The organism is Rhodococcus sp. SMB37 (assembly GCF_004345605.1).
Lineage (GTDB): Bacteria > Actinomycetota > Actinomycetes > Mycobacteriales > Mycobacteriaceae > Rhodococcus.
Window position 1 is genome coordinate 107406 of record NZ_SLVY01000004.1, and the last position, 22717, is coordinate 130122.

Consider the following 22717-nt stretch of genomic DNA (forward strand, 5'->3'; position numbering starts at 1 on the left):
CGTGCGGACACTGGTCACCGGTGCCGCAGGGTTCATCGGGTCCGCTCTGGTCGACAGACTCCTCGCCGAGGGGCACCACGTGGTCGGAGTCGACGATCTCAGCTCGGGCACCACCGCAAATCTCGGACGTGCCATGCTCCGAAGAGATCCGAATGCGGGTCGATTCAGCTTGGTGCAGCGTGATATTCGGACACCCGAGCTGATCGGAATCGTGGCCGGAGTGAATCCGGAAGTCGTATTCCACCTCGCCGCGCAGACGGATCCCGCGGTGTCGTCGTCCGATCCGCAACTCGATGCCCGCATCAACGTGCTCGGCACGATCAATCTCTGCGAAGCGAGTCGTCGAGCCTGCGTGCGCAGGGTCGTCTACGCAGCATCGGGCCGTCCTCGGTGTAGCACCACGAGACTCGAATCCGACGTGGAGAACTATTGGGCCGCGCCACGATCGATCTACGAGGCGGCGAAACTCGCGGGTGAACTCTATCTGGGTGCATATGCGGAGATGTACGGGCTGGCGCCGATCTGCCTGGCGCTCGCCGACGTCTACGATCCGCGCGAGGATGATTGCGGGCAAGTGGAGTTCACCCGGGACCGCATCTGCATCGACGACGCCGTCGAAGCTCTCGTCCGTGCCGGCCGGGCACCCGTTTCGGTCACGGGCACCTACTACATCGGAAGCGGTGAGACCCAGGGGATCACCACAGATGTGGGAGGGGAGTTCGGGTGGACTTCTGTGGTCGGCCTGCGCCCGGGGGGAGAGGAAGTCCGTCGTGCTTCGTGACACCGCCGGGCGACTCCGCACGGTGATCAGGGCGCCGCGGGGAGCCGCACGACTCGAACATCGTCTCCTCGCCGCAGCAGTGACGGCGCTCGGGGGAGTGGCGATCGCCGTGAATGTTCCCGATATTTCGGGATTCTCGGGCCGACTGTGGGTGGTGTCGTTCGTCGTTGCGGCACCGCTGATCGCGATCGCCCGGCTGCTGCCGGGCATCAACGCCGTACTCGCTCTCATCGTCGGTGCCGCCGGCGCCCTCGTCATCAACGTTCTGGTCGTGCAGACGATGTTGTCGGTCGATGCATGGTCGCCTCACGCAGGTGTGGCCGCAGTGGGCTTTGTCGCGGCCTTGGTGTGGCTGGTGCCGAACGACCGGACCTCGCTTCCACATACGAAGGGCCAAGTCCCATGACCGCCGCAATACCTCCGCGCAGCATGACCATGGACGTGGTGATCTGCGCATACACACTCGAGCGCTGGGAAGACACCCTCGCTGCCGTCGAATCGGTGCGGAATCAGACGACGTCGCCACACGAGATCGTCGTCGTCGTCGACCACAATCGCGATCTGTACGAACGTTTCCGTGCCGCCCTGCCCGACGTGACCGTCGTCGAGAACCGGAAGCAACGTGGATTGTCCGGTGGCAAGGACACCGGCGTCGACGTCACCACCGGTGACGTGGTGGCCTTCTTGGACGACGACGCAGTCGCTCACCCCGACTGGCTCAGGCACTTCCGTGCCGCCTACATCGACGAGAACATCGTCGGCGTCGGCGGCACCACTCTCCCGGCCTGGGAATCCGAGCGGCCCCGGTGGTTTCCGGAAGAGTTCGATTGGGTTCTGGGTTGCACGTTCACCGGACGCGAACCGGGGGCGGTTCGGAACCTCTTGGGTGGCAACGCTTCGTTCCGCCGCGAGGTCTTCTCGGTGGCGGGGGGATTTCCGAGCCATATAGGCCGGACCTCGGAGCAGAGTCGACCGCTGGGGTGCGAAGAGACGGAGTTCTGCATCCGGGTTCGCCAACATCGCCCCGAGTGGACCTTCGTCTTCGAACCGCAGTCGGTGATCTGGCATCGCGTACCGGCTGCGCGGGAGACCTTTTCCTACTTCCGGTCCCGTTGTTTCGCCGAAGGCCTGTCCAAGGCTGCCGTGACTCGCAGCGTGGGTGTCGCGGATGGACTCTCGGCCGAGCGTAGTTACACCACTCGCACACTCACCCGAGGCATGGTGCGTGGGATAGGGGAGGCACTCCGCGGAGAACGAGCCGGGATCGAGCGTTCGTACGCCATCTCGGTGGGCCTGCTCGCCGCAGCAGCAGGTTACGCCCGCGGCGGTGTACCACTCCGTCGGCGACCTGCCATGACAGAGGCATCATGAACGAGGGCAGCATGAACGAGGGCAGCATGAACGAGTCGATTCCGGTGCTGATGTACCACTCGGTGTCGGAAAACCCCACCGCCGCGACCCGTCGCCTCTCCGTCGACCCCGGTGCACTCGACCGGCAGGTCGCATTCCTTGCGCAGAACGGCTACACCGGAATGACTTTCTCCCACCTTGCCGATGCGCTGGCGGGGGGCAAACCCCTGCCGGAGAAGCCGGTGGTGCTCACATTCGACGACGGATATGCGGACTTCGCGCAGGTCGCCTGGCCGATCCTTCGGAGCCACGACTTTCCGGCGACGGTGTTCGTCACGAGCGGCTGGATCGACGACGCCGGTACGAACGCGGCCGGGCATCCGCTGGGCCCGATGCTGAACTGGGCGCAGGTCAGGGAACTCGCGTCGGCAGGAGTCGAGATCGGGGCCCACAGCCACAGCCACGCCCAACTCGACCAGTGCGCGGACGCCGCGCTGTGCGACGAACTTCGCCTCGGACGGATCCTTCTCGAAGACTGTGTCGGTACCCCGGTCCGCTCACTCGCCTACCCCTTCGGCTACTCGACTCCACGGGTGCGGGTCGCTGCCAGAGCAGCAGGCTATCGGTGTGCGGCGTCCGTGCGGAACATTCGCGCGACCGCATCCGGCGACCCGTTCATGATCCCGCGGCTGACCATCCGCCGGAGTACCGACGACAACGACTTCGCGTCGATCATGAGCGGCGACAAGCAGTTCTACCTGCGGGACCGCGTCCTGACCGCGGGGTACGCGACTGTGCGCGGTGCCCGGCGCGCAGGTAGACGGGTCGTACGACATGGCTGAGACCGTGATCGCGATCGACGCCGCCGACGACGGCCCCACAGACGATCATCGTGGGACCGATCGGCCGGTCAGCGGTCGGGGAAACGGTTCGCTCTTCCTGCGGAACACCTATGCGCTGGTGCTCAACACCGGGATCACCGGCGCGCTCGGCCTGGGCTACTGGATCCTCGCCGCGCACTACTACGAGGATCCCGATGTCGGTCGCGGATCCGCCGCGATCTCGGCGCTGATGCTGTTGACCGGACTGGTATCGGCCAACTTCGCGGGCACGCTGAACCGCTTCATACCGAAGACCGGAAAGCGCACCGTGCACGTCGTCGTGTTCGTCTACCTCCTCACCTCCGGCGTGGTCGCCGCCCTTGCCGTAGCCCTTCTCTTCACGCTCGACCTGCTGGGTGGTCCGGCCTACGACATCCTGCGCGAGCCGAACATGCGCCTGTGGTTCATCTCCGCGGCGGTGGTCGCGAGTGTGATCACGGTGCAGGACAGTGTCCTGACCGGACTGCGCGTGGCGGTCTGGGTCCCGGTGTGGAACGCGGCCTTCGCCGTCACCAAACTCGGCCTGCTCGTGCTGCTGGCCGAATCGATGCCCCGCACGGGAGTGTTCTTCTCCTGGATCATCTCCATGTTCATCGTGGTGTTCCCGGTGAACCTGCTGATCTTCGGCAGACTTCTGCCTCGGCATGTGCGCGCATCGACGCACCACGTCGGGGTACGAGCAGCACAGGTCGGCCGGTTCTTCGCCGCCGACTACTTCGGTGCCCTCCTCCAGTACGGCACGATCTTCCTCGTCCCCGTCCTGGTGGCGCTGCGGGTCGCTCCGCACACATACGCGTACTTCTTCCTCGCGTGGTCCATCGCCAACATGATGAATCTTGTCGCCGTCAACACTGCCGTGTCCCTGGCAGTGGAAGGAGTGTGCGCCCCCGCGCGTTTGGCCGACTACTGCCGCGCCGCGCTCACCAGGACCCTCGGTTTGCTCGTTGTGGGTTTCGTCGTGGTCGGCCTCGCGGCTCCGTACGCCATGGGGCTGCTCGGCGACGGATACCTCGACGCCGTGCCACTACTGCAACTGCTGGCCTTCGCCAGCCTGTTCAGCGCAGTGGTGGACATCTACCTCGGCACGCTGCGCGCGCGGACCCGAAGTCGGCGGATCATCGTCGTACAGTCACTCCGGGCGACAGCCTTGCTGGGACTGGTCGTCCTCCTGCAGCCATACCACCAGGTGTTCGCGCGGTTCGGAGATCCGAGGCTCACCGCGGTGGGAGTGGCGGTGCTGATCGGTCAAGTCGTCGCGATGCTGACGGTGCTTCCGGATCTCGGGAGGCTCCTTCGGCGGCGCCCACAGCCGACCCCGAAGATCGGGACATACGAGGAGACCGTATGTCCCTGATCGACGCGGACAAGTGCCGGCCCGATCCGGACGAGATCGCCCCACGGTCCCCCCAGACCGGGGCGCGGCCGTCGCTGCCTCCGCACAACCGTCGGCAGCGTCTATCCGTGGTGATCCTCTGTATCGCGCCCATCGCGGCGGTCGCGCTGTACCTCGGCGGGCTGCGCAGCGTCGATCTCGACGACCACCTCATGCTCGAATACCAACCCGAGGTCGATCTGCGAACCGGCAGGATCCTCGGCCTCGAGGCGCTCGTGCGATGGAACCATCCGGTACTGGGGCAGCTGCAGCCGCTCGAGTTCATCGAGGTCGCCGAATCCACCAATCTGGCAGGTGAGCTCGGCGCCTGGGTGCTCGACACCGCATGCACACAGCTGGGGCAGTGGAAGCGTGATTTCCGAGAGCTCGATCTGGTCATGAGTGTCAACGTGTCGCCGGTCCAGCTGGTCTCTCTGGATTTCGACGTCTATGTGAAGCAGGTCCTCGAGCAGTACGGTCTGCTCGGCTCGGAGCTGTGTCTCGAAATCACCGAGAATGTGGTCGTCGGCGACCTGCAGCGTACGCGGTCCACACTCGCGAAGCTCGAGCGGTTGGGGGTTCGAATCGCGATCGACGACTTCGGAACCGGATACAGTTCCCTCGGGCATCTCAAGTCCCTGCCGGTCGACACTCTCAAGATCGACAAGGTGTTCGTGCAGAATCTCGATCGAAGCGAAGGTGACCGGGTCATCATCGATTCGATCGTGGGACTGGCCGCGTCGTTCGGGCTCGACGTGGTTGCCGAGGGCGTCGAGTCGGTGGGTGCAGTGAGCTACCTCCTGGATGTGGGTTGTGTTCGTGCACAAGGATTCCTGATGAGCAAGCCGAAGGGGTCCGAGGAGATCGAGCGATTGTTGGAAGTCGGTGCACTCGCGCTCCCTTGGAATGTCGACAGCAACGACGCCCGCCGAACGTTCCCCGGAGATGTTGCGCGATAGTCCTGAACTTGAAGTTTGTTATTGCGAATAAAACAGTCTCAAGGTACGGTTTGAGAGTCGGGGGTCCGACGGCTCCGAACAGGGGTGACCTTGATGTACAAGCGCATCGGCGAGTTTGCCGCAGTCGCCGCACCAGTACGTGATCCGATAGCTCCGGCTCGTGCATTCACGGCACCCCGAAGGATCGTGTCCGACCGTATCGTTCGTCCCGCGAGGTGGGAACGTCGTTACGAAGTGTCGGTGCTGTGCTGCGACCTGCTCTGCCTCGCTCTGGCAAACCTGATCGTCGCCGTCGGATACCACCCGACTGCCGGCCTCGCCGATGGGCAGAGAGTCGCCGTACTCGTGGTCTGCACCGTTGTCGCCGTGTTGTCGATTTCAGTTCAGAAAGTCTGGGACAGAAGAATTCTGGGTTCGGGTCCGGAGGAGTATCGCCGAATCGTCCGCGCGTACCTCTACGCGGTGGCGGCAGCGGCCATCCTCGCATATTCGCTGGGTGCGGATCAGGCCCGGGCATACATCTTCGGGGCGTTACCTCTCGCGCTGGTCCTTACCCTCACCGCTCGAAAAGTGCTGCGGATCATGGTGTTGCGTGCGCGAAAGCGAGGTCGATGCCTGCGCTCCGTCCTTGTCGTCGGGAATGCGGAAGAGACCCACGAACTCGTCAGTCGCACCAACGGATCGGAGGAATCGGGCTGGAAGGTCGAGGGCGTCTGTCTCGCGCCGGTACCGGAGGAAGATGCTCCTCCCGCTCCCCACGGATCACCCGTGGCGATCGATGACGTTCCGGTATTGGGAACCGACGCCGACATCATCCGGATCACCGAGGTGCACAAGTTCGATGCGGTCGCACTGCTCCCGTCCGACCGGTGCTCCTGCGCGCGAATGCGGAGGCTCGAGCGGGAACTCGAGGGCGTCGGAGCCGACCTCCTCATCGCCCCGGTTCTCATCGACGTCGTAGGTCCACGCCTGTACATCTCGCCCCTTGCGGGGCTTCCGCTCCTGCAGATGAGCGCCCCGCGATACAGCGGCCCGGCATGGGTGGTCAAGAACATCGTCGACCGGATTCTTGCGCTGCTGATTCTCGTCGTCATCTCGCCCGTTCTCGTACTCGTCGCTGCTGCCATCCGTTTCGACGGCCCAGGCCCGGTGCTCCTCCGTCGCGACCGAGTGGGGCGCGACGGCCGTACCTTCACCATGTACGTGTTTCGAGGCGATCTCGAGGCCGGGCGGCTCGGCCGATTCCTTCGTCGGCATTCCGTCGACGAGTTGCCCGAACTGTTCAACGTGGTCGGAGGCGACATGGCGCTTGTCGGCCCGCGGGCGCCAGTGGGGTCCGAGCCGGTGCGGTACGGCGATGGGGGTGGAGTGTGTCGCCTGGTAGTCAAACCGGGATTCACCGGATTGTGGCGGATCGGCGGGCGCAGCAATCTCTCGTGGGAGGAGGCGGCCCGGGCCGATCTCCGATACATCGAGAACTGGTCCTTCGCGATGGATCTGTTGATCCTGTGCAGAACTTTCGGTGTCGTCGTCCGTGGCGACAGAACTTGCTGACCCCGGTCGAATCGAACCGGGCGGGAAGACCTTTCGAATACGTACAACTCTCCCGACATGAAGGGTGGAAGCTATGTTGATGGTGACCGGAGGCGCGGGATACATCGGCACCCATGTCGTGCGCGCCCTGATATCGGGTGGCCGCGACGTCGTGGTGGTGGATGACCTCTCGGCCGGGCATCCGGAACTGCTCCCGGCCGGTGTGCCCGTCGAAGTGGGAAGTGTCCTCGACACCGACTTCCTGATGGACGTGATCGACATGTACGACATCGACGGTGTGGTGCACCTGGCCGGCCGGAAAGCCGTCGACGAGTCGATCACTCGTCCCTCTTACTACTACCGGCAGAACGTTCACGGCATGCAGAGCGTCCTCGCCGCGATGGTGCGGTTGCAGGTACGCAGGATCGTGTTCTCGTCGAGTGCCGCGGTGTACGGCGCCGTGGGCGCCGGCACGGTCACGGAAGAGGCTCCGACGATTCCTCAATCACCCTACGGCAGAAGCAAACTCATGTGCGAATGGTTGCTTCGCGATATCGCCGCCGCAGAAGGGCTGAGCTGGTCTGCGCTCCGCTACTTCAACGTGGCCGGTGCCGGCGACAAGGACCTCGCGGACCGGGGGGTCCACAACCTCGTACCGCGCGTGTTCCAGGCCATCGACCGTGGCGAGCCGCCCTCGGTGTTCGGCGACACCTACGACACCCCCGACGGCACCTGCATCCGCGACTACATTCACGTCACCGACCTCGCCGACGCGCACGCCACTGTCGTCGACACCATGGACACTGCTCCTATGGCAGCCGTCTACAACGTCGGGTGCGGGAGCGGCGCCAGCGTGCTCGACGTGATGCGAGCGGCGCGCCAGGCGAGTGGCGTGCCGTTCGACTGGCGGATCGAAGACCCCCGGCCCGGCGACCCTGCCAGCGTGGTCGCCGATGCCGACAGGATCCGCACCCAACTCGGGTGGCACGCCCGCCACGACCTCGACGACATCGTCGGCAGCGCGTGGGAAGCGTGGTCGGTGTCGAGGGCAACCATGAAGACTGCGTCCGGACACGACGCTGCGCTCGCGGTGGGAGCCTGATAACCCCTCGGGGTTTCCACCGTCCGAGTCTGCGCGGGTGATCTTCGTGATCGCCCGCGCAGGCGCATTCACCTGCGGTTGTGCGCGTGTGTGGAAGATGGAGATGTGTATCCCGCTCCACGACGTCGTCGCTCCGCTTGGCCGCTGCTCCTCTTCAGCGCGCTGATAGTGGTGGTGATCATCGCGGTGGGTTCCAATCTTCGCTTGCCGCAGCTACCGCGAATCGAGATTCCCGACGGTGTTCCGCCGGGCCCTGGCGTGCCCGTGCCGCCGATCGATTTCGAGGGTCCGGGCCGCACCTCTGCCCTCCTGCGCGACTGGGCCGAACCTCAGGCCGACACCCTCGGCATCCCGGTCGTCGCGCTCGAGGGATACGGGTACGCCGCGGCCGTCCTCGCCGCCACGAATCCTGGCTGCGGATTGGCGTGGACCACCCTCGCGGGTATCGGAAGCGTCGAGAGCAATCACGGGCGGCACGGGGGAGCGAGCATCGACCAGGACGGGACCGCGAGACCCGAGATTCGTGGAGTCCCGCTCGACGGCGGGCCCGGGCTCGCGGAGATCCGCGACACCGACGGGGGAGAACTCGACGGCGACCCGATGCTGGACCGGGCGATGGGGCCCATGCAGTTCATTCCCGAGACCTGGAAACGCTGGGGTGTCGATGCGAACGGCGACGGTGTCGCAGATCCCGACAACATCGACGACGCGGCCCTCACCGCGGGGCGCTACCTGTGCGATCGCGGCGGCGACCTCACTACTCCGGAAGGCTGGACGAGGGCCCTGATGGCCTACAACCTCTCGGGTGAGTATCTCGCCCTGGTGCGCGACCGCGCCGCCGCATACGGCGTGGGTGTGCGGCCGTGACGCCGACCTTCCGGCCGAGTCGACGCTCCCGCACTGCTCCGGGCGGCGCGCCGTACTGTCCTGGGCGGCGCGCCCGTGCTTCACTGCCTGGTCGTGGCGGTTAGGCTGTCCCCAGCGTGCAGACCCCGCAGCGTGAAGTCCATCGAAGGAGAATCAGCCAGTGGCCATCATTGAGCAGGTAGGAGCCCGCGAGATCCTCGACTCCCGTGGCAACCCCACAGTCGAGGTCGAGGTGCTGCTCGAGGACGGAAGTTTCGCTCGCGCTGCCGTGCCGTCCGGTGCCTCCACCGGCGAGCACGAGGCCGTCGAGCTGCGTGACGGCGGCGACCGCTACAACGGCAAGGGCGTCGAGAAGGCCGTCGAGGCCGTCCTCGACGAGATCGCCCCGGCCATCATCGGCATCGACGCCACCGAACAGCGCACCGTCGACCAGGCACTGCTCGACGCCGACGGCACCCCCGACAAGGGCCGCCTCGGCGCGAACGCCCTCCTCGGTGCGTCCCTCGCGGTCGCGAAGGCCGGTGCAGAGACCTCCGGTCTGGAGCTGTACCGCTACCTGGGCGGCCCGAACGCCCACATCCTGCCCGTGCCGATGATGAACATCCTCAACGGTGGTGCTCACGCCGACACCGGCGTCGACGTCCAGGAGTTCATGGTTGCCCCGATCGGTGCCGCCACCTTCAAGGAGTCCCTGCGCTGGGGCACCGAGGTGTACCACGCACTCAAGTCGGTGCTCAAGAGCAAGGGCCTGGCCACCGGCCTCGGCGACGAGGGCGGATTCGCGCCGGATGTTGCGGGCACCAAGGAAGCACTCGACCTGATCAGCGAGGCCGTTGCGAAGACCGGTCTGAAGCTCGGTAGCGATGTCGCGCTCGCACTGGACGTTGCCGCCACCGAGTTCTTCACCGAGGGCACCGGCTACGCGTTCGAGGGCAAGAACCGCACCGCCGACGAGCTCGCGGACTTCTACGACGAGTTGCTCTCGGCGTACCCGCTGGTCTCGATCGAGGATCCGCTGTCGGAGGACGACTGGGATGGCTGGGTTGCGCTGACCGAAAAGATCGGCAACAAGATCCAGCTCGTCGGCGACGACCTGTTCGTCACCAACCCGGAGCGCCTCGAGGACGGCATCGTCAAGGGCGCGGCGAATGCGTTGCTGGTGAAGGTCAACCAGATCGGCACTCTGACGGAGACCCTCGACGCCGTCGACCTCGCGCACCGCAACGGTTACAAGACGATGATGAGCCACCGGTCGGGTGAGACCGAGGACACCACCATCGCCGACCTCGCCGTGGCCGTGGGCAGCGGGCAGATCAAGACCGGTGCCCCGGCGCGCAGCGAGCGTGTGGCGAAGTACAACCAGCTTCTGCGCATCGAGGAGTCACTCGGCGACGCTGCCCGCTACGCCGGCGAGCTCGCGTTCCCGCGCTTCAACATCGAGGGCTGAAGTCAGGTATGAGCCAGCGCGGTAGATCCCGACCCGGCGCCCGCCGCAGCCGCACCGAGGGTGCGGTGGGGGCCCGTCGTCCCAGTCGGACCCGCCCGTCGGGGTCTACCGCACCGGCCGATCTCGGTCCCGAGACCGCGGGCGCACGTCCCGCAGGTCGAGAGGACCCCGCTCACTCGTCCCGTCGTGGACGTGGCAGCGCGGGCCGTGCGCGGCCCACCCGCGTCGGAGCTCCCCGCGACGGACGCAACCCCCGCGCCGAACGCACCATCCTCGGACTGTCCACCGGACGTGCCGTGATCCTCGCGCTCGTCGTGTGCGGACTCGCATTGACGCTGGCGGTGCCGCTGCGCACCTACGTCAGTCAACGCTCGGAAGCCGATCAGATCGCGCAGGAACGTGAGCAGCTCGAACGCGAGATCGCTGCGCTCGAAGAGCAGAAGACGCACATGGAAGATCCCGCCTGGATTCGTGCGGAAGCACGCGAGCGACTGCGTTTCGTGATGCCCGGCGACATCCCCTACCAGGTCCAGCTGCCCGGCGACGTGACTCTCGTCGACGAGGAGAAAGAACCCGAAACACCGTCCACCGGCGCCTGGTACAGCGACCTGTGGCTTTCGGTGGTCGAACCGCCACCCGAACCCGACACCGACCCGGTGCCGCAGCGCATGCCCGTGGCACCCCCAGAACCAGGAGATATCCCCGGGTGACCGCTCCCGTTCCGCAGGAAGACCTCGACGCCGTCGCCGCCCAGCTCGGGCGTGAACCACGAGGTGTCCTCGCCATCGCCTACCGCAGCCCCGACGGTGCACCCGGGGTGGTCAAGACCGCACCGAAATTGCCCGACGGCACCCCGTTCCCCACGCTCTACTACCTGACCGACCCCCGGCTCACCGCCGAGGCGAGTCGTCAGGAATCGGCCGGGGTGATGCGGGAGATGACGGAGCGGCTCGGCACCGACACCGACCTGGCCGCCGCGTATCGGCGGGCCCACGAGTCGTACCTCGACGAACGCAACGCCATCGAATCCCTCGGCACAGATTTCACCGGCGGCGGCATGCCCGACCGCGTCAAGTGCCTGCACGTGCTCATCGCGCATTCGCTTGCGAAGGGACCGGGTCTCAATCCGCTCGGCGACGAATCGGTGGCGCTCGCCGCCGACGCCGGGCTGCGCGGTACCGCGATACCCGCCGACTGGCCGACCTACGCCGAGCTGCGCGGAGAGTCCCAGTGAGCACTGTTCGTGTCGCCGGTGTCGACTGCGGCACCAACTCGATCCGCCTGCTGATCGCCGACATCGCCGACGACGGGACCCTCACCGACGTCACCCGGCTCATGAAGGTCGTGCGACTCGGGCAGGGTGTCGACGCGACGGGTCGACTCGCACCCGAAGCGATCGAACGCACCCGCGTCGCACTCGTCGAATACGCCGACCTCATCCGCGAGACCGGTGCCACCGCCGTGCGGATGGTCGCGACGTCCGCGACCCGGGACGCCCAGAATCGTGAAGACTTCTTCTCGATGACCCGCCAGGTACTCGGCGCGGTCATCCCCGGTGCCGAAGCCGAAGTCATCACGGGCGACGAAGAAGCACGCCTGTCGTTCACCGGCGCGGTGGGTGAACTCGACCCGGCCAGGGGTCCGTTCGTCGTCGTCGACCTCGGTGGCGGCTCCACAGAAGTGGTGCTGGGCGACGAGAACGGTGTTCATGCGGCATATTCCACCGACATCGGCTGCGTGCGCCTGACCGAGCGGTGCCTCCACGACGACCCACCCACCGCCGACCAGGTTGCGGCTGCGCGCGTGGTCGCGGGGGAGAGGATCGCCGAAGCGCTCGAACACGTTCCCGTCGAGGAAGCACATACCTGGGTGGGTGTCGCGGGGACGATGACCACATTGGCCGCGCTCGCTCACGACCTCGACGTGTACGACCCCGCGAAGATTCACCTGTCGTCGGTCCCGTTCGACCGGTTGAAGGAAGTGTGCGACGGGCTCGTCGCCGCGACCCGCGCCGAGCGTGCGGCACTCGGGCCCATGCATGAAGGCCGCGTCGACGTTATCGGTGGTGGTTCGATCGTGACCACGGTGCTCGCCGAGGAACTCGGTCGACGTGCCGGGATCGCCGAACTAGTTGTGAGCGAGCACGACATCCTCGACGGAATTGCACTTTCCCTCGTGCGGTAGACGAAATTCCGTCGCGATACCGAGAGGACTGAGACCATTCGGTAACGATCGGCCGGGGCGTGAGTATAGAGCGGTTGGCCGCTGATCCTGCGGTAATCGAGAGGGATACTCATGCGACAAAGGTTCGGCGTGGTTATGGCAGCGGTCCTCGGGGCCATTCTCGTGGGGATGAGTGTGCCGCCTGTCGCGGCGGCCGATCCGATGTACCCGGACCCTGATCCTGATCCGTTCTATCTCGCGCCTGCCGACCTCGACACCAAGGCGCCCGGTGATGTCGTCCGCACGCGCCGTATCGATACCTGGATGTACCCGAACTCGGACGGCTGGCAGGTTGCGTTCCGCTCGACCAACTCGTTGGGCAACCCGATCCTCGGGGTCACCACGGTGTTGCTGCCCCGTGGTGTCGAGAACCCGCCGTTGGTGTCGTATCAGGCGATCATCAACTCGCTGGGCACCAAGTGTGCGCCCTCGCGCTCGCTGTTCAATATGGAGCTGCAGGAATCACCCGGAATGATGTTGGGCCTCGAACGTGGCTGGGCCGTGTCCGTACCCGACCATCTCGGCCCCACCGGTGCCTACGGCGCAGCGAAGCTGGGCGGCATGATCACTCTGGACAGCGTGCGCGCGGTACAACATGTCGCCGAGCTGGGCCTGGAGGAGAGCCCGGTCGCGTTGGCCGGATATTCGGGAGGTGGCATGGCAAGCGCGTGGGCTGCGGCGCTTGCACCGACGTACGCGCCGGAGCTGGACTTGGCCGCGGTGGTGGCGGGTGGCATTCCCGCCGACCTCGAGCAGATGGCCGACGGCCTCGGCCTCGAACCGCATCCCGGTTTCGGCTTGGCCTTCGCAGCTGCGATCGGACTCGAGCGTGAGTACCAGGAACGTCTGCCGATCTCGAATCAGCTCAACGAGACGGGCATGTGGTTGCGTGACTGGACGGGCAACGAGTGCCGACGTTTCCTGCTCTTCCACGGAGCCTTCCGCAGTGCCGCTGAGGTAGCAGTGAGCACCAGTCTGTTGGGCAGCCCGGAAGTGCGTCAGATCTTGCGGGAGAACAGCCTGCGTCATTTCGACGGTGTGCCCACCGCGCCTGTCTACCTGTGGCAGGGAACGCTGGACGGCCTCACACCTTTCGACTCGGTCGAAGAGGTAGCAGGACGTTACTGCGCGGAGGGCGCACCACTGACCTTCGTGCCGTACGAAATCGCCGAGCACATGACGACGGCCGTCGTCGGCTTCCCGGACGCCTACGAGTACATCGATGCCCGGTTCCGTGGGGAGCCGGCGCCGATCAGCTGCTGACTGCATTCGATACCGACATATGTCTGCTCGGAGCGAGGCCGTGAACCCACGGCCTCGCTCCGAGCGGACGTCTGCCACCCGCTAGGGTGATCCAGTCGGCCCCCATAGCCCAATTGGCAGAGGCAGCGGACTTAAAATCCGCACAGTGTCGGTTCGAGTCCGACTGGGGGCACCATCGCACCGCCGAACGTCCACGGGCTGCGGGATCAAGGTATGCCATCCGTGCAGAGCAATGACGTTGTCCGCCAATGCCTTCAAGAAGATACGAGATTTGAATTGCGCCGCTGCGTCATCGGGGAGCAAGCGCGTGTCGACACCACAGCGAACACCGTCTCGTTTTAGGACGATAGTTGTCCTATATTCGCGACACACTCAGAATCATGAACGAAACACACTCGACTGCAGGACAGCCGGATCAGACCGACATCACCGACTACGACGATCCGAACGCGCCGTGGAACCAGGCTTGGGACCAGGAAAGCAGCATCGCCAACTGGAACGATGACGTGATCAAGGAGTTCCGGGAGAACTCGGGCAAGGTGGGCGGTGCTTACGCGGGCGGGGACCTCATCCTGCTCACTACCACGGGAGCCAAGAGCGGCAAGCGGCACACGACTCCGCTGGGGCCTCTGTATCGGGGCGACACCATGTACGTGAGCTCGTTCATCGAGGACAAGTACCCGGCTTGGTGGTACAACATCAAGGTGAATCCGCAGGTCACTATCGAGCTCCGCGACAAGACCTACCAGGCGACCGGCAAGGTGCTCGAAGGTGCGGACTACGACGAGTTCGCGACCTGGGTGCTGGCCGAAAATCCCCTGCTGGCGGACTTCCAGTCCAAGATCGATCGGCCCATGCCGCTTGTCGTGCTGACTCTCGACAGCGACGTCTGAGCGCTCCCCGAGACCTCCGGTCACACCCCGCGCCCTGGCAGGCACTCGCCAAACCGGCGACCCGGCCTGTCAGGGCGCGGCGACGAGGTCCGGCAGAAGTGTGAACGCTTTGTCTCGCAACCGGTCCGAGGCCCCCGTCGCGGACGCATCATCGGTTTCACCGGCTTCCGTTCGAGCGTCGCGCTCGATGAGGTGCTCGAGCAGGGCAGCGAGGAATATGCCGTCGAGCATCGAGTACGCGACGTTGCGGTCGTACCGTGGTGCCGCGTCCGACAGTTCGGCGTAGCGAGTGAGGACGCGGTCGATCATGTCGCACAGTCCGTTGTCGATCGCGGATACGTCTTCGCGCAGCTCGGGGTCGAACATGGCCTGGTTGCGCAGGTCGTACCAGAGGCGGTGCATCGGAGCTTCGGTGCGCAAGGTCTCGAGGAGCTTGTCTGCGAATCCGCGGCGCAGTTCGTCTGCGGTCGAGGCGCTGTCGACGATCTCGTCGTATCTCGTCATGCATCGGGACTTGTAGTAGCGGACGCAGTGCAGGATCAGCTCGGTCTTGTTCTTGAAGTAGTAGTGCACCACTCCGTGTGAGAACGGGGAGTTCTGCGCGATCTCGCGCAGGGATGTGCGGGCATAGCCCAGCTCGCCGAGGGTCGCCAGAGCGGACTCGGCCAGTTGCACACGACGTTCGTCGTACTTGTCCTGCCGGTTGCGAAACGACCGCTCGGCGGGCGCTGCCAGGGGGTTCATCGCTGCCAGTGTAGGTGACCGGACGAGTTCGTGACACTTGGCAAGAAAGATCAGTCCACTTGACCAGAAAAGCCTTGACAGTCGTCAAGACTTGAGCAACCCTGTGACTCACACCACTTTCTCGCTCGCATTCGATGAGGCGACCCGGCCGCATCGCGGCCTGGCATTCCCTGAACGGCCCGTCGGAACTACAGACACCGGAGGAGACATCGATGACCGTGTTCGATCTGACCTGGCGCAGTGCCCTGGTCACCGGCGGGGCCCAGGGCCTCGGTGAAGGAATGGCCCGCGCGCTCGCGTCGGCAGGTGCAAGTGTCGTGATTGCCGACATTCAGGAAAGCGGAGAGCACACCGCAGCCGATCTCCCCTCGGAGGGGCAGCAGAAGCACGCGTTCACCCGTCTCGACGTCACCGAGGAAACGGACTGGGAAAGGGCGATCACGGCGACGATCGACACCGTCGGCGGTCTGGATATCCTGGTGAACAACGCGGGCATCGAGATCTCGAGCTTGCTCACCGAGGTCGCCGCCGGCGACATCCGTCGCATGCTCGAAGTCAACGTCCTCGGTACCACACTCGGGCTCAAACACGGTTTGCGTGCAATGCGACCGGGTGGGCCCGCCGGAAACGGCGGCGTGATCGTCAACGTTGCCTCTGTGGCAGCGACGATCGCGTTCCCTGGGATCTCGGTGTACTCGGCAACCAAATCCGCCGTCGACCGGCTGACGCGTGTGGCGGCGATGGAGAGCGGCAAGCTCGGCTACCGCGTCCGAGTCAACTGTGTCTATCCCGGTCTTGTGCCGACCGCGATGGGTGCAGGACTCGCGAACGATATGGCGACACTCGGGTTGTTCGGCTCGGCGGAGGAAGCGGTGGGCGCCGTGGTCGATCTGACTCCGTCCGGGCGTCTGGGAACTGTCGAGGACATGGCGGACGCCGTCGTGTTCCTCGCGTCCGACGCAGCGCGATTCGTCAACGGCGCCGGCCTTCCGGTCGACGGCGGAATGGGAATGTGAGGAGAGATCTGTGAGTGCACCGACACCGAAACCACTGCGCCGCGTCGTCGTCTACGGCGCCTCCGGGTACACCGGCCGACTCGTCTGTGAATTCCTGCGCGAGTTCCGCATTCCGTTCGTGGCAGCCGGTCGCGACAAGGGCAAGATCGACGCGTCGATGAGGACGAACGTCCCCGGGATCGAGACAGCAGACTTCGAGGTTGCGCAGGTCGAGCACACCGTGGAGGCGTTGACCGACCTGTTTCGCGATGCCGACGTCGTCCTCAACACCGTCGGACCGTTTTCCGATCTCGGCCCCGAGGTGGTGCAGGCATGCCTGGCCGCAGGCGCGCACTATACCGATACGACCGGTGAGCAGGACTGGCTCATCACCTGTGAGAAACAGTACGGAGCGGACTTCGCGGCGGCCGGACTGCTGCTCGCCCCGGGGATCGCGCAGATGTACACCATCGGGGAGATTGCGGCCCAGTTGTGTCTCGAGACACCGGGACTCGACACCCTCGACATCGCGGTGTTCTGGGGTGGCAGCCCGACCATCGCGTCGACCCGCACGATCCTGGTCAACGCCGCGACATCGGCCGCGCACTACCTCGAGCAGAACGAATACGTGCCGTTCGATCCGGGACAGGGTCTTGTGCCGCTCGTCGTTCCCGGTCAGCACGAACTCGCCCAGTCCTTGCCGTGGGGCGGGACGTCGCACCCGGTGTGGTTCCGTCGTGACCCGCGTGTCGCGAACGTCAAGGCGCAGGGTGGAGTCTTCAATGCCGCACTGATGCACGGGGTTCCGCAGATCGTCGCGCAGGCCCTCGAGGCAACCAAAGACATGTCACCGGAGGACCGCGACGCAGCCCTGACGGCAACTGCACGCCAGGTCATGGATGTCATGCCGCCCCGCGAGAACCCTCGCGTCAACAAATCCCTCGACTCGGTGCACGCGTCGGGCCCGCTCGGGCGGGCCCACTGCGTGATCCACGGCAACAGCAACTACAAGCAGACCGGACTCCTGCAGGCGTTCGCCGCGAACTGGCTGGTGCAACAGCCGCCGAAGCGGGTGGGATTCGCCAGCGGCTGTCAGGCGTTCGACCACCACGAACTGCTCGGAGTGCTGCGCAGCTTCGGTCTGGTCGCGAAACCTGTTCTCACCGTGCAGGACTACTGAACACCGATCCGATCAGACGGAGAACTCGATGCGGATAGTCGACTACCTCGACAAGGGTGCCTCGCTCGGGCCGGATCGGGCGTGCTTCACGACCGACGGCGACACCTGGACGTACGCCACCGTCCAGGGTCTCGCCGACGATGTTGCCAGCGCGTTGGTTGCCCGCGGCGTGCAGCCCGGAAGCAAGGTCGCCGTGCTGTCCGGCAACGATCCGCTCGCGTTCGCCTGTGTCTTCGGGATCAGCAGAGCCGGGGGAGTGTGGTGCCCGATCAATCCGCGCAACGAGGCGGCCGAGAACCGGGAGATTCTCGACCGCTTCGACTGCGAGGTGTTGTTGTACGCATCGGCCTATCGCGAGCTCGTCGACAAGATCCGAGCGGATCTTCCCGGGATCCACACGTGGGTGCAGCTCGATGGCGAATCCGACGGGAACACACTGGGTTGGGACGATTTCAGTGCTTCGTGTGGCGGCTCCCACGACGCTCCCGATAGGTTTGCGCCCGACGACCTCGCGATGATCGTCGGTACGGGCGGTACGACCGGAAAACCGAAAGGGGTGCTGCTGACCGGCGCAAATCTCGAGACGATGACGGCGCTTACGCTCATGAGCTATCCGTTCCCGACTCACGGTGCCCGTCCGGTCTACCTCGCGCTCGCCCCGCTCACCCACGCGGCCGGGGTGTTGTGCTTCCCCGTCCTGGCCGGCGGCGGTGAGATCGTCATCATGCGCAGCCCCGACGTCGGTCGGTTCCTCGAACTCGTGCCGGCGCACAGGGTCACCCATACGTTCCTCCCCCCGACCCTGATCTATATGGTCCTCGCCCACCCTGATCTGGATACGACGGACCTGTCGAGCCTGCAGTGCTTCTGGTACGGAGCGGCGCCGATGAGCCCGACTCGGCTCGCCGAGGCGCTCGGACGGATAGGTCCGATGGCGCAACTCTTCGGGCAGACCGAGGCGCCGATGATGATCTCGGTGTTGCCGCCGGACGAACACCGCCGGTCCGACGGATCGATCGCCACCGAGGTTCTGTCGTCGGCCGGTCGTCCGTCCCCACTCGTGACCGTCGCGGTGATGGCCAAGGACGGAACGTTGCTTCCGTCCGGTGAGCGTGGAGAAATCGTGGTGCGCTCCTCGCTCGTGATGGCCGGCTACTACAAGAATCCCGAGGCGACAGAGGAAGCAAGTAGGTTCGGTTGGCACCACACCGGCGACATCGGCTATCTGGACGAGTCCGGTCTGCTGTTCATCGTCGATCGCGCCAAGGACATGATCATCACCGGTGGCTTCAACGTGTATTCCACGGAGGTGGAGCAGGCGATCCTCGCGCATCACGCGATCCAGGACTGCGCGGTGATCGGCCTGCCCGACGAGAAGTGGGGTGAACGCGTCGTCGCGGTCGTGCAACCGCACTCCGGCGAGCACGTCGATCCCGCAGAGCTCACTGCGTTCGTCAAGGAACGCATCGGATCGGTCAAGGCGCCCAAGCAGATCGAGGTGTGGCCGGATCTTCCTCGCTCGAAGGTCGGCAAGGTGCTGAAGACCGACATCAAGGCGAGTTTCACCTGAACCTTCGCTCAGCGAGCAAGAACGTCACGACCCCCGGACGGCGGACGCGTACGGCGAGCTGTGAAAGGCGGACGACGTCGTCGCCCTTCAACAGTTCGACGTGGGCTCGACGCCCGCGAATCGTCCGTCGAAGAAGTCGAGGGCGCCGGGAAGTCCGATCACGGCAGCGGTGATGTGGTCGGGGCTCGGCACGTGTTCGGAGCGAACCGGCACCCCGGCGTCGCAGTACCTGCGCAGAGTGGTGGTGATCGAGTCCAAGGGAATCAGGACATCCGTGGGTGAATGCCACTCGTATACCGGAGCGTTCGGCACTGCCTGGACCTGCTCGACGCTGTTCTCGATCAGCACTTCTCGTACGGACGGACTTTCCAGCAGTGACATGCCGACTGCAGGGTCGGCGACGTCGGCGATACTCAGGCCTGCGCCGGAGGCCAGGATCTCATTGGTGCACGCGTTGGCGATCCGGTCGCGCAGCACTTGCCCGGGCTCGTTGAGTTGCGCGGTGATCGGCATCCGGTCCGGATACTCGCGTTCGAGTCCGAGCGCGGCTGCCATCGCAAGACCGAAAGCCGGGTGGGCGGATTCGCCGAGTCCCTTCGCCATCTCGCCGATGTCCAAGGGTGCCCCGCCGAAGGCGCTGCCGACGAGGTCGAGCTCCGGTGCGTACGTCGGGGCCAGCACCGCTGCCATCGCGGTGGTCATGCCACCACCGGAGTAACCTGCGAGCCCGACGGGACTGTCGGCGAGCCGGAGTGGAGAGTGCTGTTGGACGGCGCGGATTCCGTCGAGGGTGATCTGCGCGCCGACCTTCGCTGCGCCGTACGCGCTGTTCGGTCCGAGGTGGTCGGGTATGGCGAGTGACCATCCGCGCTGAATCGCAAGGAACAGTCCGGGAGCCTCACGGATCCCCCGCAACGGATTCGCGGCATACAGCGCGGTGGACGGAGCGCACTCGAGGCCGAGGGCATTGATGATGGCCTGATAGGAGAGGAGCGGACGGCCCGGTGCAGCGCCGTGCGGCGACAGCACCGTCGTCACCGCAGAGATCGGCTCACCGTGGGAATTCGTCGAGCGGAATTTGAGCTGCACCGCATCGGTGCCGGGGAACCCGAGCGGCGGCGGTACGGCGCGCACGGCGAGTACGTCGCCGGGCTGCCGATCGGCGATGTCGGCCGGGGTGCTGAAGAATGCGTCGTCGAGCGTGGCGGGGTAGACGATGGTGTCGGCCCCCGCGGGGGTTGCGGCAGTGAGTGCTGCGGTCGCAGCGATGATGATGGCGGTGCCGATTCGTCGAGTCATGGATCCTGCGGTCAGGCGCATGTCTGGGCTTCCTCGTGGGCGGGTGGTTGTCCGTTTTGGCACGGTTCCTCGCTGGATGGTCGCCTCTGGTGTGTCACGCGTTACACGGGTAGCACGGTTCACCTCCGCAACTACGGGGCTTGCGGAAGCTTTCGCGCGGTCGGGCACACTGTCCGGGTGACTTCATTGGACGGACGATCGGGTAGGGCCGCATCGGCCGGTGCGACGCGCACGATTCCACGCCCGGCATGGAGACTGCCGGTACTCGGTGACGTGCTGCGCCTCGACCCGAAGCGGCCGGTGCAGCGCGAAGCCCGGTTCGTACGCGAGCTCGGCGACGTCTTCGAGATCGACATCGTCGGCAAGAAGCTGGTCGTCGTCGGAGGCGGCGACGCGGCGGCGGAGGTGTTCGACGAGGCGCGGTTCGCGAAAGCGGTCGTCCCACCGGTCAGCAATCTGAGGGACCTCGCCGGCGACGGGTTGTTCACGGCGTACAACAGTGAACCTGCATGGGCACAGGCCCACAACGTCCTGATGCCGGCTTTCAGCCAGTCTTCGATGCGCAACTACCACGACATCATGGCCGACTGCGTCGACGGCCTCTGCAGGTACTGGGAGGAGCGGGCATCCAGCGGCCCGGTGGACATCACGTCGGACACGAACCGGCTGACGTTGGAAGTCATCGGACGTACGGGGTTCGGTTACAGTTTCGATTCTTTTGCAGCCGAGCGGCATCCGTTCGTGGAGTCGATGACGCGAGCGTTGTCGTTCGCATCGCAGGCGGCGAACGATCTGCCGGTCGTCCGGGAGATCCTCGGATGGAGAGCGATACGCCAAAATCCGAAGGACATCGAGTTGATGACGCGCACGGTGGACGAGGTCATCGCTGCGCGTCGCAGCGGCGTGTCACCCAGGCGAGACGATCTCCTGCAGAAGATGCTGGAGAACCCTGATCCCGAATCCGGTGAACTGTTGTCCGACGAGAGTATCCGCAATCAGGTCCTGACATTCCTGGTGGCCGGTCACGAGACGACGGCCGGACTGCTCTCGTTCGCGCTCCACTACCTGTCGCGCAATCCCGAGATGGTCGAACGCGCGCGGGAAGAGATCGGCCGGGTGTGTGGCGAAGAGCCGATCCGGTTCGAACAGGTTCCCAAACTCCGGTACGTGCGGCGCATCGTCGACGAGACGTTGCGGTTGTGGCCGTCCGGTCCGGCCTTCTTCCGCAAGGCGCGCACCGACACGACGCTGGACGGGTACCGGATTTCCAAGGGGCAGCCGATTCTCGTGGTCCTACTCGCTCTGCACCGCGACCCGGCGCTGTGGGGTGAGGACACCGAAACGTTCGATCCGGATCGATTCCTGCCTGCAGCTGTGCGCGCGCGTCCGGCGCACGCCTACAAGCCGTTCGGTGTGGGTGCCAGGGCCTGTATCGGGCGACAGTTCGCGCTCCACGAGGCGGTATTGGCGCTCGCGGGCATCCTCACCCGGTTCGACATTGTGCCGATTCCCGGTTACGAGTTGTCTGTGGCAGAACTTCTGACGATCAGACCGGAGAATCTGGAGCTGGAGCTCCGGCCGCGGAACCGACGCTGAAACAGGGTCGAGACCTGCGAACAACATGTCGTGACAACCACAACGCCAGTGGACAAAAACATCCTTCCCGAACTGTTGTTTCTGTCCGCGTACCGCGTTTTATCGCTGCGTCCGCGGTTGAAACCACCAAAAGTGTTCGTATTCATGGTGAACTGGCCGGACTGTCTCCGATAAGAAAGGTGCAAGTATGTCTTCACGAGCCCTTCGCCGCGCCGGCGCCGCCACGATCGCTGCCGCCGGGATGCTCACAGGACTCGCGGTAGGAACCGGTACGGCCGCGGCCGACACGGTCGAGGTACCGATGGATCGGTGCTGGGGGGTGAGCCCGTACATCCTCGACCAGCCCTACGCGCCGGCGCGCCTGTTCAGCTGGCAGACCGAGCCTGGCCGAACACAACTCCAGATGCCCGATGTGGCGAGCCTGTGGTTCTTCACCGGCGGTTATCAGACCGACGTGAAGCTCGACTGGCACAACGTCGACACCGGCGAGCGTGGCACGCTCTACGACACCGCGACCGTGTCGAATCCTGGCAATGACGTGGTGACATTCGACCTGAATTCGGGTCCCGGCGCCGTCGAGTTCACGGTGAGTGCCGTCAACAGCCTTCCGCTGTGGAGCATCCCGACGACGTCGTGCGGTGGTGTCGTCGACGTGGCGTGAG

Annotated in this window: 22 protein-coding genes and 1 tRNA gene; 21 read left to right on the forward strand and 2 right to left on the reverse strand. The window is 65.3% G+C overall.

Going from position 1 to position 22717, the window contains the following annotated elements:
• Position 1 precedes the first annotated feature (1 nt).
• From EV641_RS08265 to EV641_RS08340, 16 genes are all read left to right on the forward strand, one after another.
• On the forward strand, positions 2 to 781 hold the full coding sequence (locus tag EV641_RS08265) for an NAD-dependent epimerase/dehydratase family protein (RefSeq protein WP_054713801.1): 780 nt from the start codon (positions 2 to 4) through the stop codon (positions 779 to 781).
• Positions 771 to 1187, forward strand: a complete 417-nt coding sequence (locus EV641_RS08270) for a hypothetical protein (protein WP_132471450.1) — start codon at positions 771 to 773, stop codon at positions 1185 to 1187. The genes EV641_RS08265 and EV641_RS08270 overlap by 11 nt, the downstream gene beginning before the upstream one ends.
• Entirely contained in the window at positions 1184 to 2152 is a 969-nt protein-coding gene (locus EV641_RS08275; RefSeq protein WP_132471451.1) for a glycosyltransferase family 2 protein, read from the forward strand. Before EV641_RS08270 ends, EV641_RS08275 begins: the two co-directional genes overlap by 4 nt.
• An 11-nt stretch (positions 2153 to 2163) precedes the next feature.
• The gene (locus EV641_RS08280) at positions 2164 to 2973 is read left to right on the forward strand and encodes a polysaccharide deacetylase family protein (protein WP_241996963.1); all 810 of its coding nucleotides are present in this window, start codon (positions 2164 to 2166) and stop codon (positions 2971 to 2973) included.
• A complete protein-coding gene (locus EV641_RS08285) occupies positions 2966 to 4366 on the forward strand; it encodes a hypothetical protein (RefSeq protein ID WP_199233184.1) in 1401 nt (466 codons plus the stop codon). The genes EV641_RS08280 and EV641_RS08285 overlap by 8 nt, the downstream gene beginning before the upstream one ends.
• Positions 4357 to 5343, forward strand: a complete 987-nt coding sequence (locus EV641_RS08290) for an EAL domain-containing protein (RefSeq protein WP_132471452.1) — start codon at positions 4357 to 4359, stop codon at positions 5341 to 5343. The genes EV641_RS08285 and EV641_RS08290 overlap by 10 nt, the downstream gene beginning before the upstream one ends.
• A 186-nt stretch (positions 5344 to 5529) precedes the next feature.
• The gene (locus EV641_RS08295; protein ID WP_241996964.1) at positions 5530 to 6897 is read left to right on the forward strand and encodes a sugar transferase; all 1368 of its coding nucleotides are present in this window, start codon (positions 5530 to 5532) and stop codon (positions 6895 to 6897) included.
• Between the two features lie 73 nt (positions 6898 to 6970).
• Entirely contained in the window at positions 6971 to 7978 is a 1008-nt protein-coding gene (galE, locus tag EV641_RS08300) for a UDP-glucose 4-epimerase GalE (RefSeq protein ID WP_132471453.1), read from the forward strand.
• Positions 7979 to 8083: 105 nt separating this feature from the next.
• Positions 8084 to 8845, forward strand: a complete 762-nt coding sequence (locus EV641_RS08305; RefSeq protein WP_241996965.1) for a lytic murein transglycosylase — start codon at positions 8084 to 8086, stop codon at positions 8843 to 8845.
• A 160-nt stretch (positions 8846 to 9005) separates the two neighbouring features.
• On the forward strand, positions 9006 to 10292 hold the full coding sequence (gene eno, locus EV641_RS08310) for a phosphopyruvate hydratase (RefSeq protein WP_132471454.1): 1287 nt from the start codon (positions 9006 to 9008) through the stop codon (positions 10290 to 10292).
• An 8-nt stretch (positions 10293 to 10300) separates the two neighbouring features.
• Positions 10301 to 11002 carry a septum formation initiator family protein gene (locus EV641_RS08315; RefSeq protein WP_132471455.1) on the forward strand — a complete coding sequence of 234 codons (702 nt, stop codon included), beginning with the start codon at positions 10301 to 10303 and terminating at the stop codon, positions 11000 to 11002.
• Complete coding sequence (locus tag EV641_RS08320; RefSeq protein ID WP_132471456.1) at positions 10999 to 11526, forward strand: DUF501 domain-containing protein; 528 nt, start codon at positions 10999 to 11001, stop codon at positions 11524 to 11526. Before EV641_RS08315 ends, EV641_RS08320 begins: the two co-directional genes overlap by 4 nt.
• On the forward strand, positions 11523 to 12476 hold the full coding sequence (locus EV641_RS08325; RefSeq protein WP_132471457.1) for a Ppx/GppA phosphatase family protein: 954 nt from the start codon (positions 11523 to 11525) through the stop codon (positions 12474 to 12476). Before EV641_RS08320 ends, EV641_RS08325 begins: the two co-directional genes overlap by 4 nt.
• Positions 12477 to 12587: 111 nt before the next feature.
• On the forward strand, positions 12588 to 13778 hold the full coding sequence (locus EV641_RS08330; RefSeq protein ID WP_132471458.1) for a lipase family protein: 1191 nt from the start codon (positions 12588 to 12590) through the stop codon (positions 13776 to 13778).
• 98 nt (positions 13779 to 13876) lie between these two features.
• A tRNA-Leu gene (locus tag EV641_RS08335) sits at positions 13877 to 13953 on the forward strand.
• A 205-nt stretch (positions 13954 to 14158) separates the two neighbouring features.
• Positions 14159 to 14671, forward strand: coding sequence for a nitroreductase/quinone reductase family protein (locus EV641_RS08340; protein ID WP_054714202.1), 513 nt, complete (start codon positions 14159 to 14161; stop codon positions 14669 to 14671).
• Positions 14672 to 14740: 69 nt separating this feature from the next.
• Here the strand turns inward: EV641_RS08340 and EV641_RS08345 are convergent, their stop codons facing one another.
• Positions 14741 to 15415, reverse strand: coding sequence for a TetR/AcrR family transcriptional regulator (locus tag EV641_RS08345; protein WP_132471459.1), 675 nt, complete (start codon positions 15413 to 15415; stop codon positions 14741 to 14743).
• Between the two features lie 212 nt (positions 15416 to 15627).
• Here EV641_RS08345 and EV641_RS08350 point away from each other — a divergent pair, with 212 nt between their 5' ends.
• The 3 genes from EV641_RS08350 to EV641_RS08360 are packed head-to-tail and all read left to right on the forward strand — an operon-like array spanning position 15628 to position 19160.
• Positions 15628 to 16431 carry an SDR family oxidoreductase gene (locus EV641_RS08350; protein WP_054714211.1) on the forward strand — a complete coding sequence of 268 codons (804 nt, stop codon included), beginning with the start codon at positions 15628 to 15630 and terminating at the stop codon, positions 16429 to 16431.
• 10 nt (positions 16432 to 16441) lie between these two features.
• On the forward strand, positions 16442 to 17590 hold the full coding sequence (locus EV641_RS08355) for a DUF5938 domain-containing protein (RefSeq protein ID WP_241996966.1): 1149 nt from the start codon (positions 16442 to 16444) through the stop codon (positions 17588 to 17590).
• A gap of 28 nt (positions 17591 to 17618) precedes the next feature.
• Positions 17619 to 19160, forward strand: a complete 1542-nt coding sequence (locus EV641_RS08360) for a long-chain fatty acid--CoA ligase (RefSeq protein WP_132471460.1) — start codon at positions 17619 to 17621, stop codon at positions 19158 to 19160.
• Between the two features lie 87 nt (positions 19161 to 19247).
• On the opposite strand, the gene EV641_RS08365 is transcribed toward EV641_RS08360, so the two are convergent.
• Positions 19248 to 20459 carry a lipase family protein gene (locus EV641_RS08365; protein ID WP_241996967.1) on the reverse strand — a complete coding sequence of 404 codons (1212 nt, stop codon included), beginning with the start codon at positions 20457 to 20459 and terminating at the stop codon, positions 19248 to 19250.
• Between the two features lie 234 nt (positions 20460 to 20693).
• Between EV641_RS08365 and EV641_RS08370 the strand changes: the two genes are divergently transcribed.
• Together EV641_RS08370 and EV641_RS08375 are read left to right on the forward strand one after the other, a co-directional pair.
• Positions 20694 to 22055: a cytochrome P450 gene (locus tag EV641_RS08370; RefSeq protein ID WP_132471636.1), complete on the forward strand. Its 1362-nt coding sequence runs from the start codon at positions 20694 to 20696 to the stop codon at positions 22053 to 22055.
• Positions 22056 to 22242: 187 nt separating this feature from the next.
• Positions 22243 to 22716: a hypothetical protein gene (locus EV641_RS08375; protein WP_054714192.1), complete on the forward strand. Its 474-nt coding sequence runs from the start codon at positions 22243 to 22245 to the stop codon at positions 22714 to 22716.
• Position 22717 lies beyond the last annotated feature (1 nt).

Coding starts and splice junctions, on each gene's coding strand:
- EV641_RS08280 (WP_241996963.1), top strand. CDS start 2,164: ATGAACGAGGGCAGCATGAACGAGTCGATTCCGGTGCTGATGTACCAC.
- EV641_RS08340 (WP_054714202.1), top strand. CDS start 14,159: ATGAACGAAACACACTCGACTGCAGGACAGCCGGATCAGACCGACATC.
- EV641_RS08365 (WP_241996967.1), bottom strand. CDS start 20,459: ATGACTCGACGAATCGGCACCGCCATCATCATCGCTGCGACCGCAGCA.
- EV641_RS08290 (WP_132471452.1), top strand. CDS start 4,357: ATGTCCCTGATCGACGCGGACAAGTGCCGGCCCGATCCGGACGAGATC.
- EV641_RS08345 (WP_132471459.1), bottom strand. CDS start 15,415: ATGAACCCCCTGGCAGCGCCCGCCGAGCGGTCGTTTCGCAACCGGCAG.
- EV641_RS08285 (WP_199233184.1), top strand. CDS start 2,966: ATGGCTGAGACCGTGATCGCGATCGACGCCGCCGACGACGGCCCCACA.
- galE (WP_132471453.1), top strand. CDS start 6,971: ATGTTGATGGTGACCGGAGGCGCGGGATACATCGGCACCCATGTCGTG.
- EV641_RS08350 (WP_054714211.1), top strand. CDS start 15,628: ATGACCGTGTTCGATCTGACCTGGCGCAGTGCCCTGGTCACCGGCGGG.
- EV641_RS08315 (WP_132471455.1), top strand. CDS start 10,301: ATGAGCCAGCGCGGTAGATCCCGACCCGGCGCCCGCCGCAGCCGCACC.
- EV641_RS08275 (WP_132471451.1), top strand. CDS start 1,184: ATGACCGCCGCAATACCTCCGCGCAGCATGACCATGGACGTGGTGATC.
- EV641_RS08330 (WP_132471458.1), top strand. CDS start 12,588: ATGCGACAAAGGTTCGGCGTGGTTATGGCAGCGGTCCTCGGGGCCATT.
- EV641_RS08360 (WP_132471460.1), top strand. CDS start 17,619: ATGCGGATAGTCGACTACCTCGACAAGGGTGCCTCGCTCGGGCCGGAT.
- EV641_RS08375 (WP_054714192.1), top strand. CDS start 22,243: ATGTCTTCACGAGCCCTTCGCCGCGCCGGCGCCGCCACGATCGCTGCC.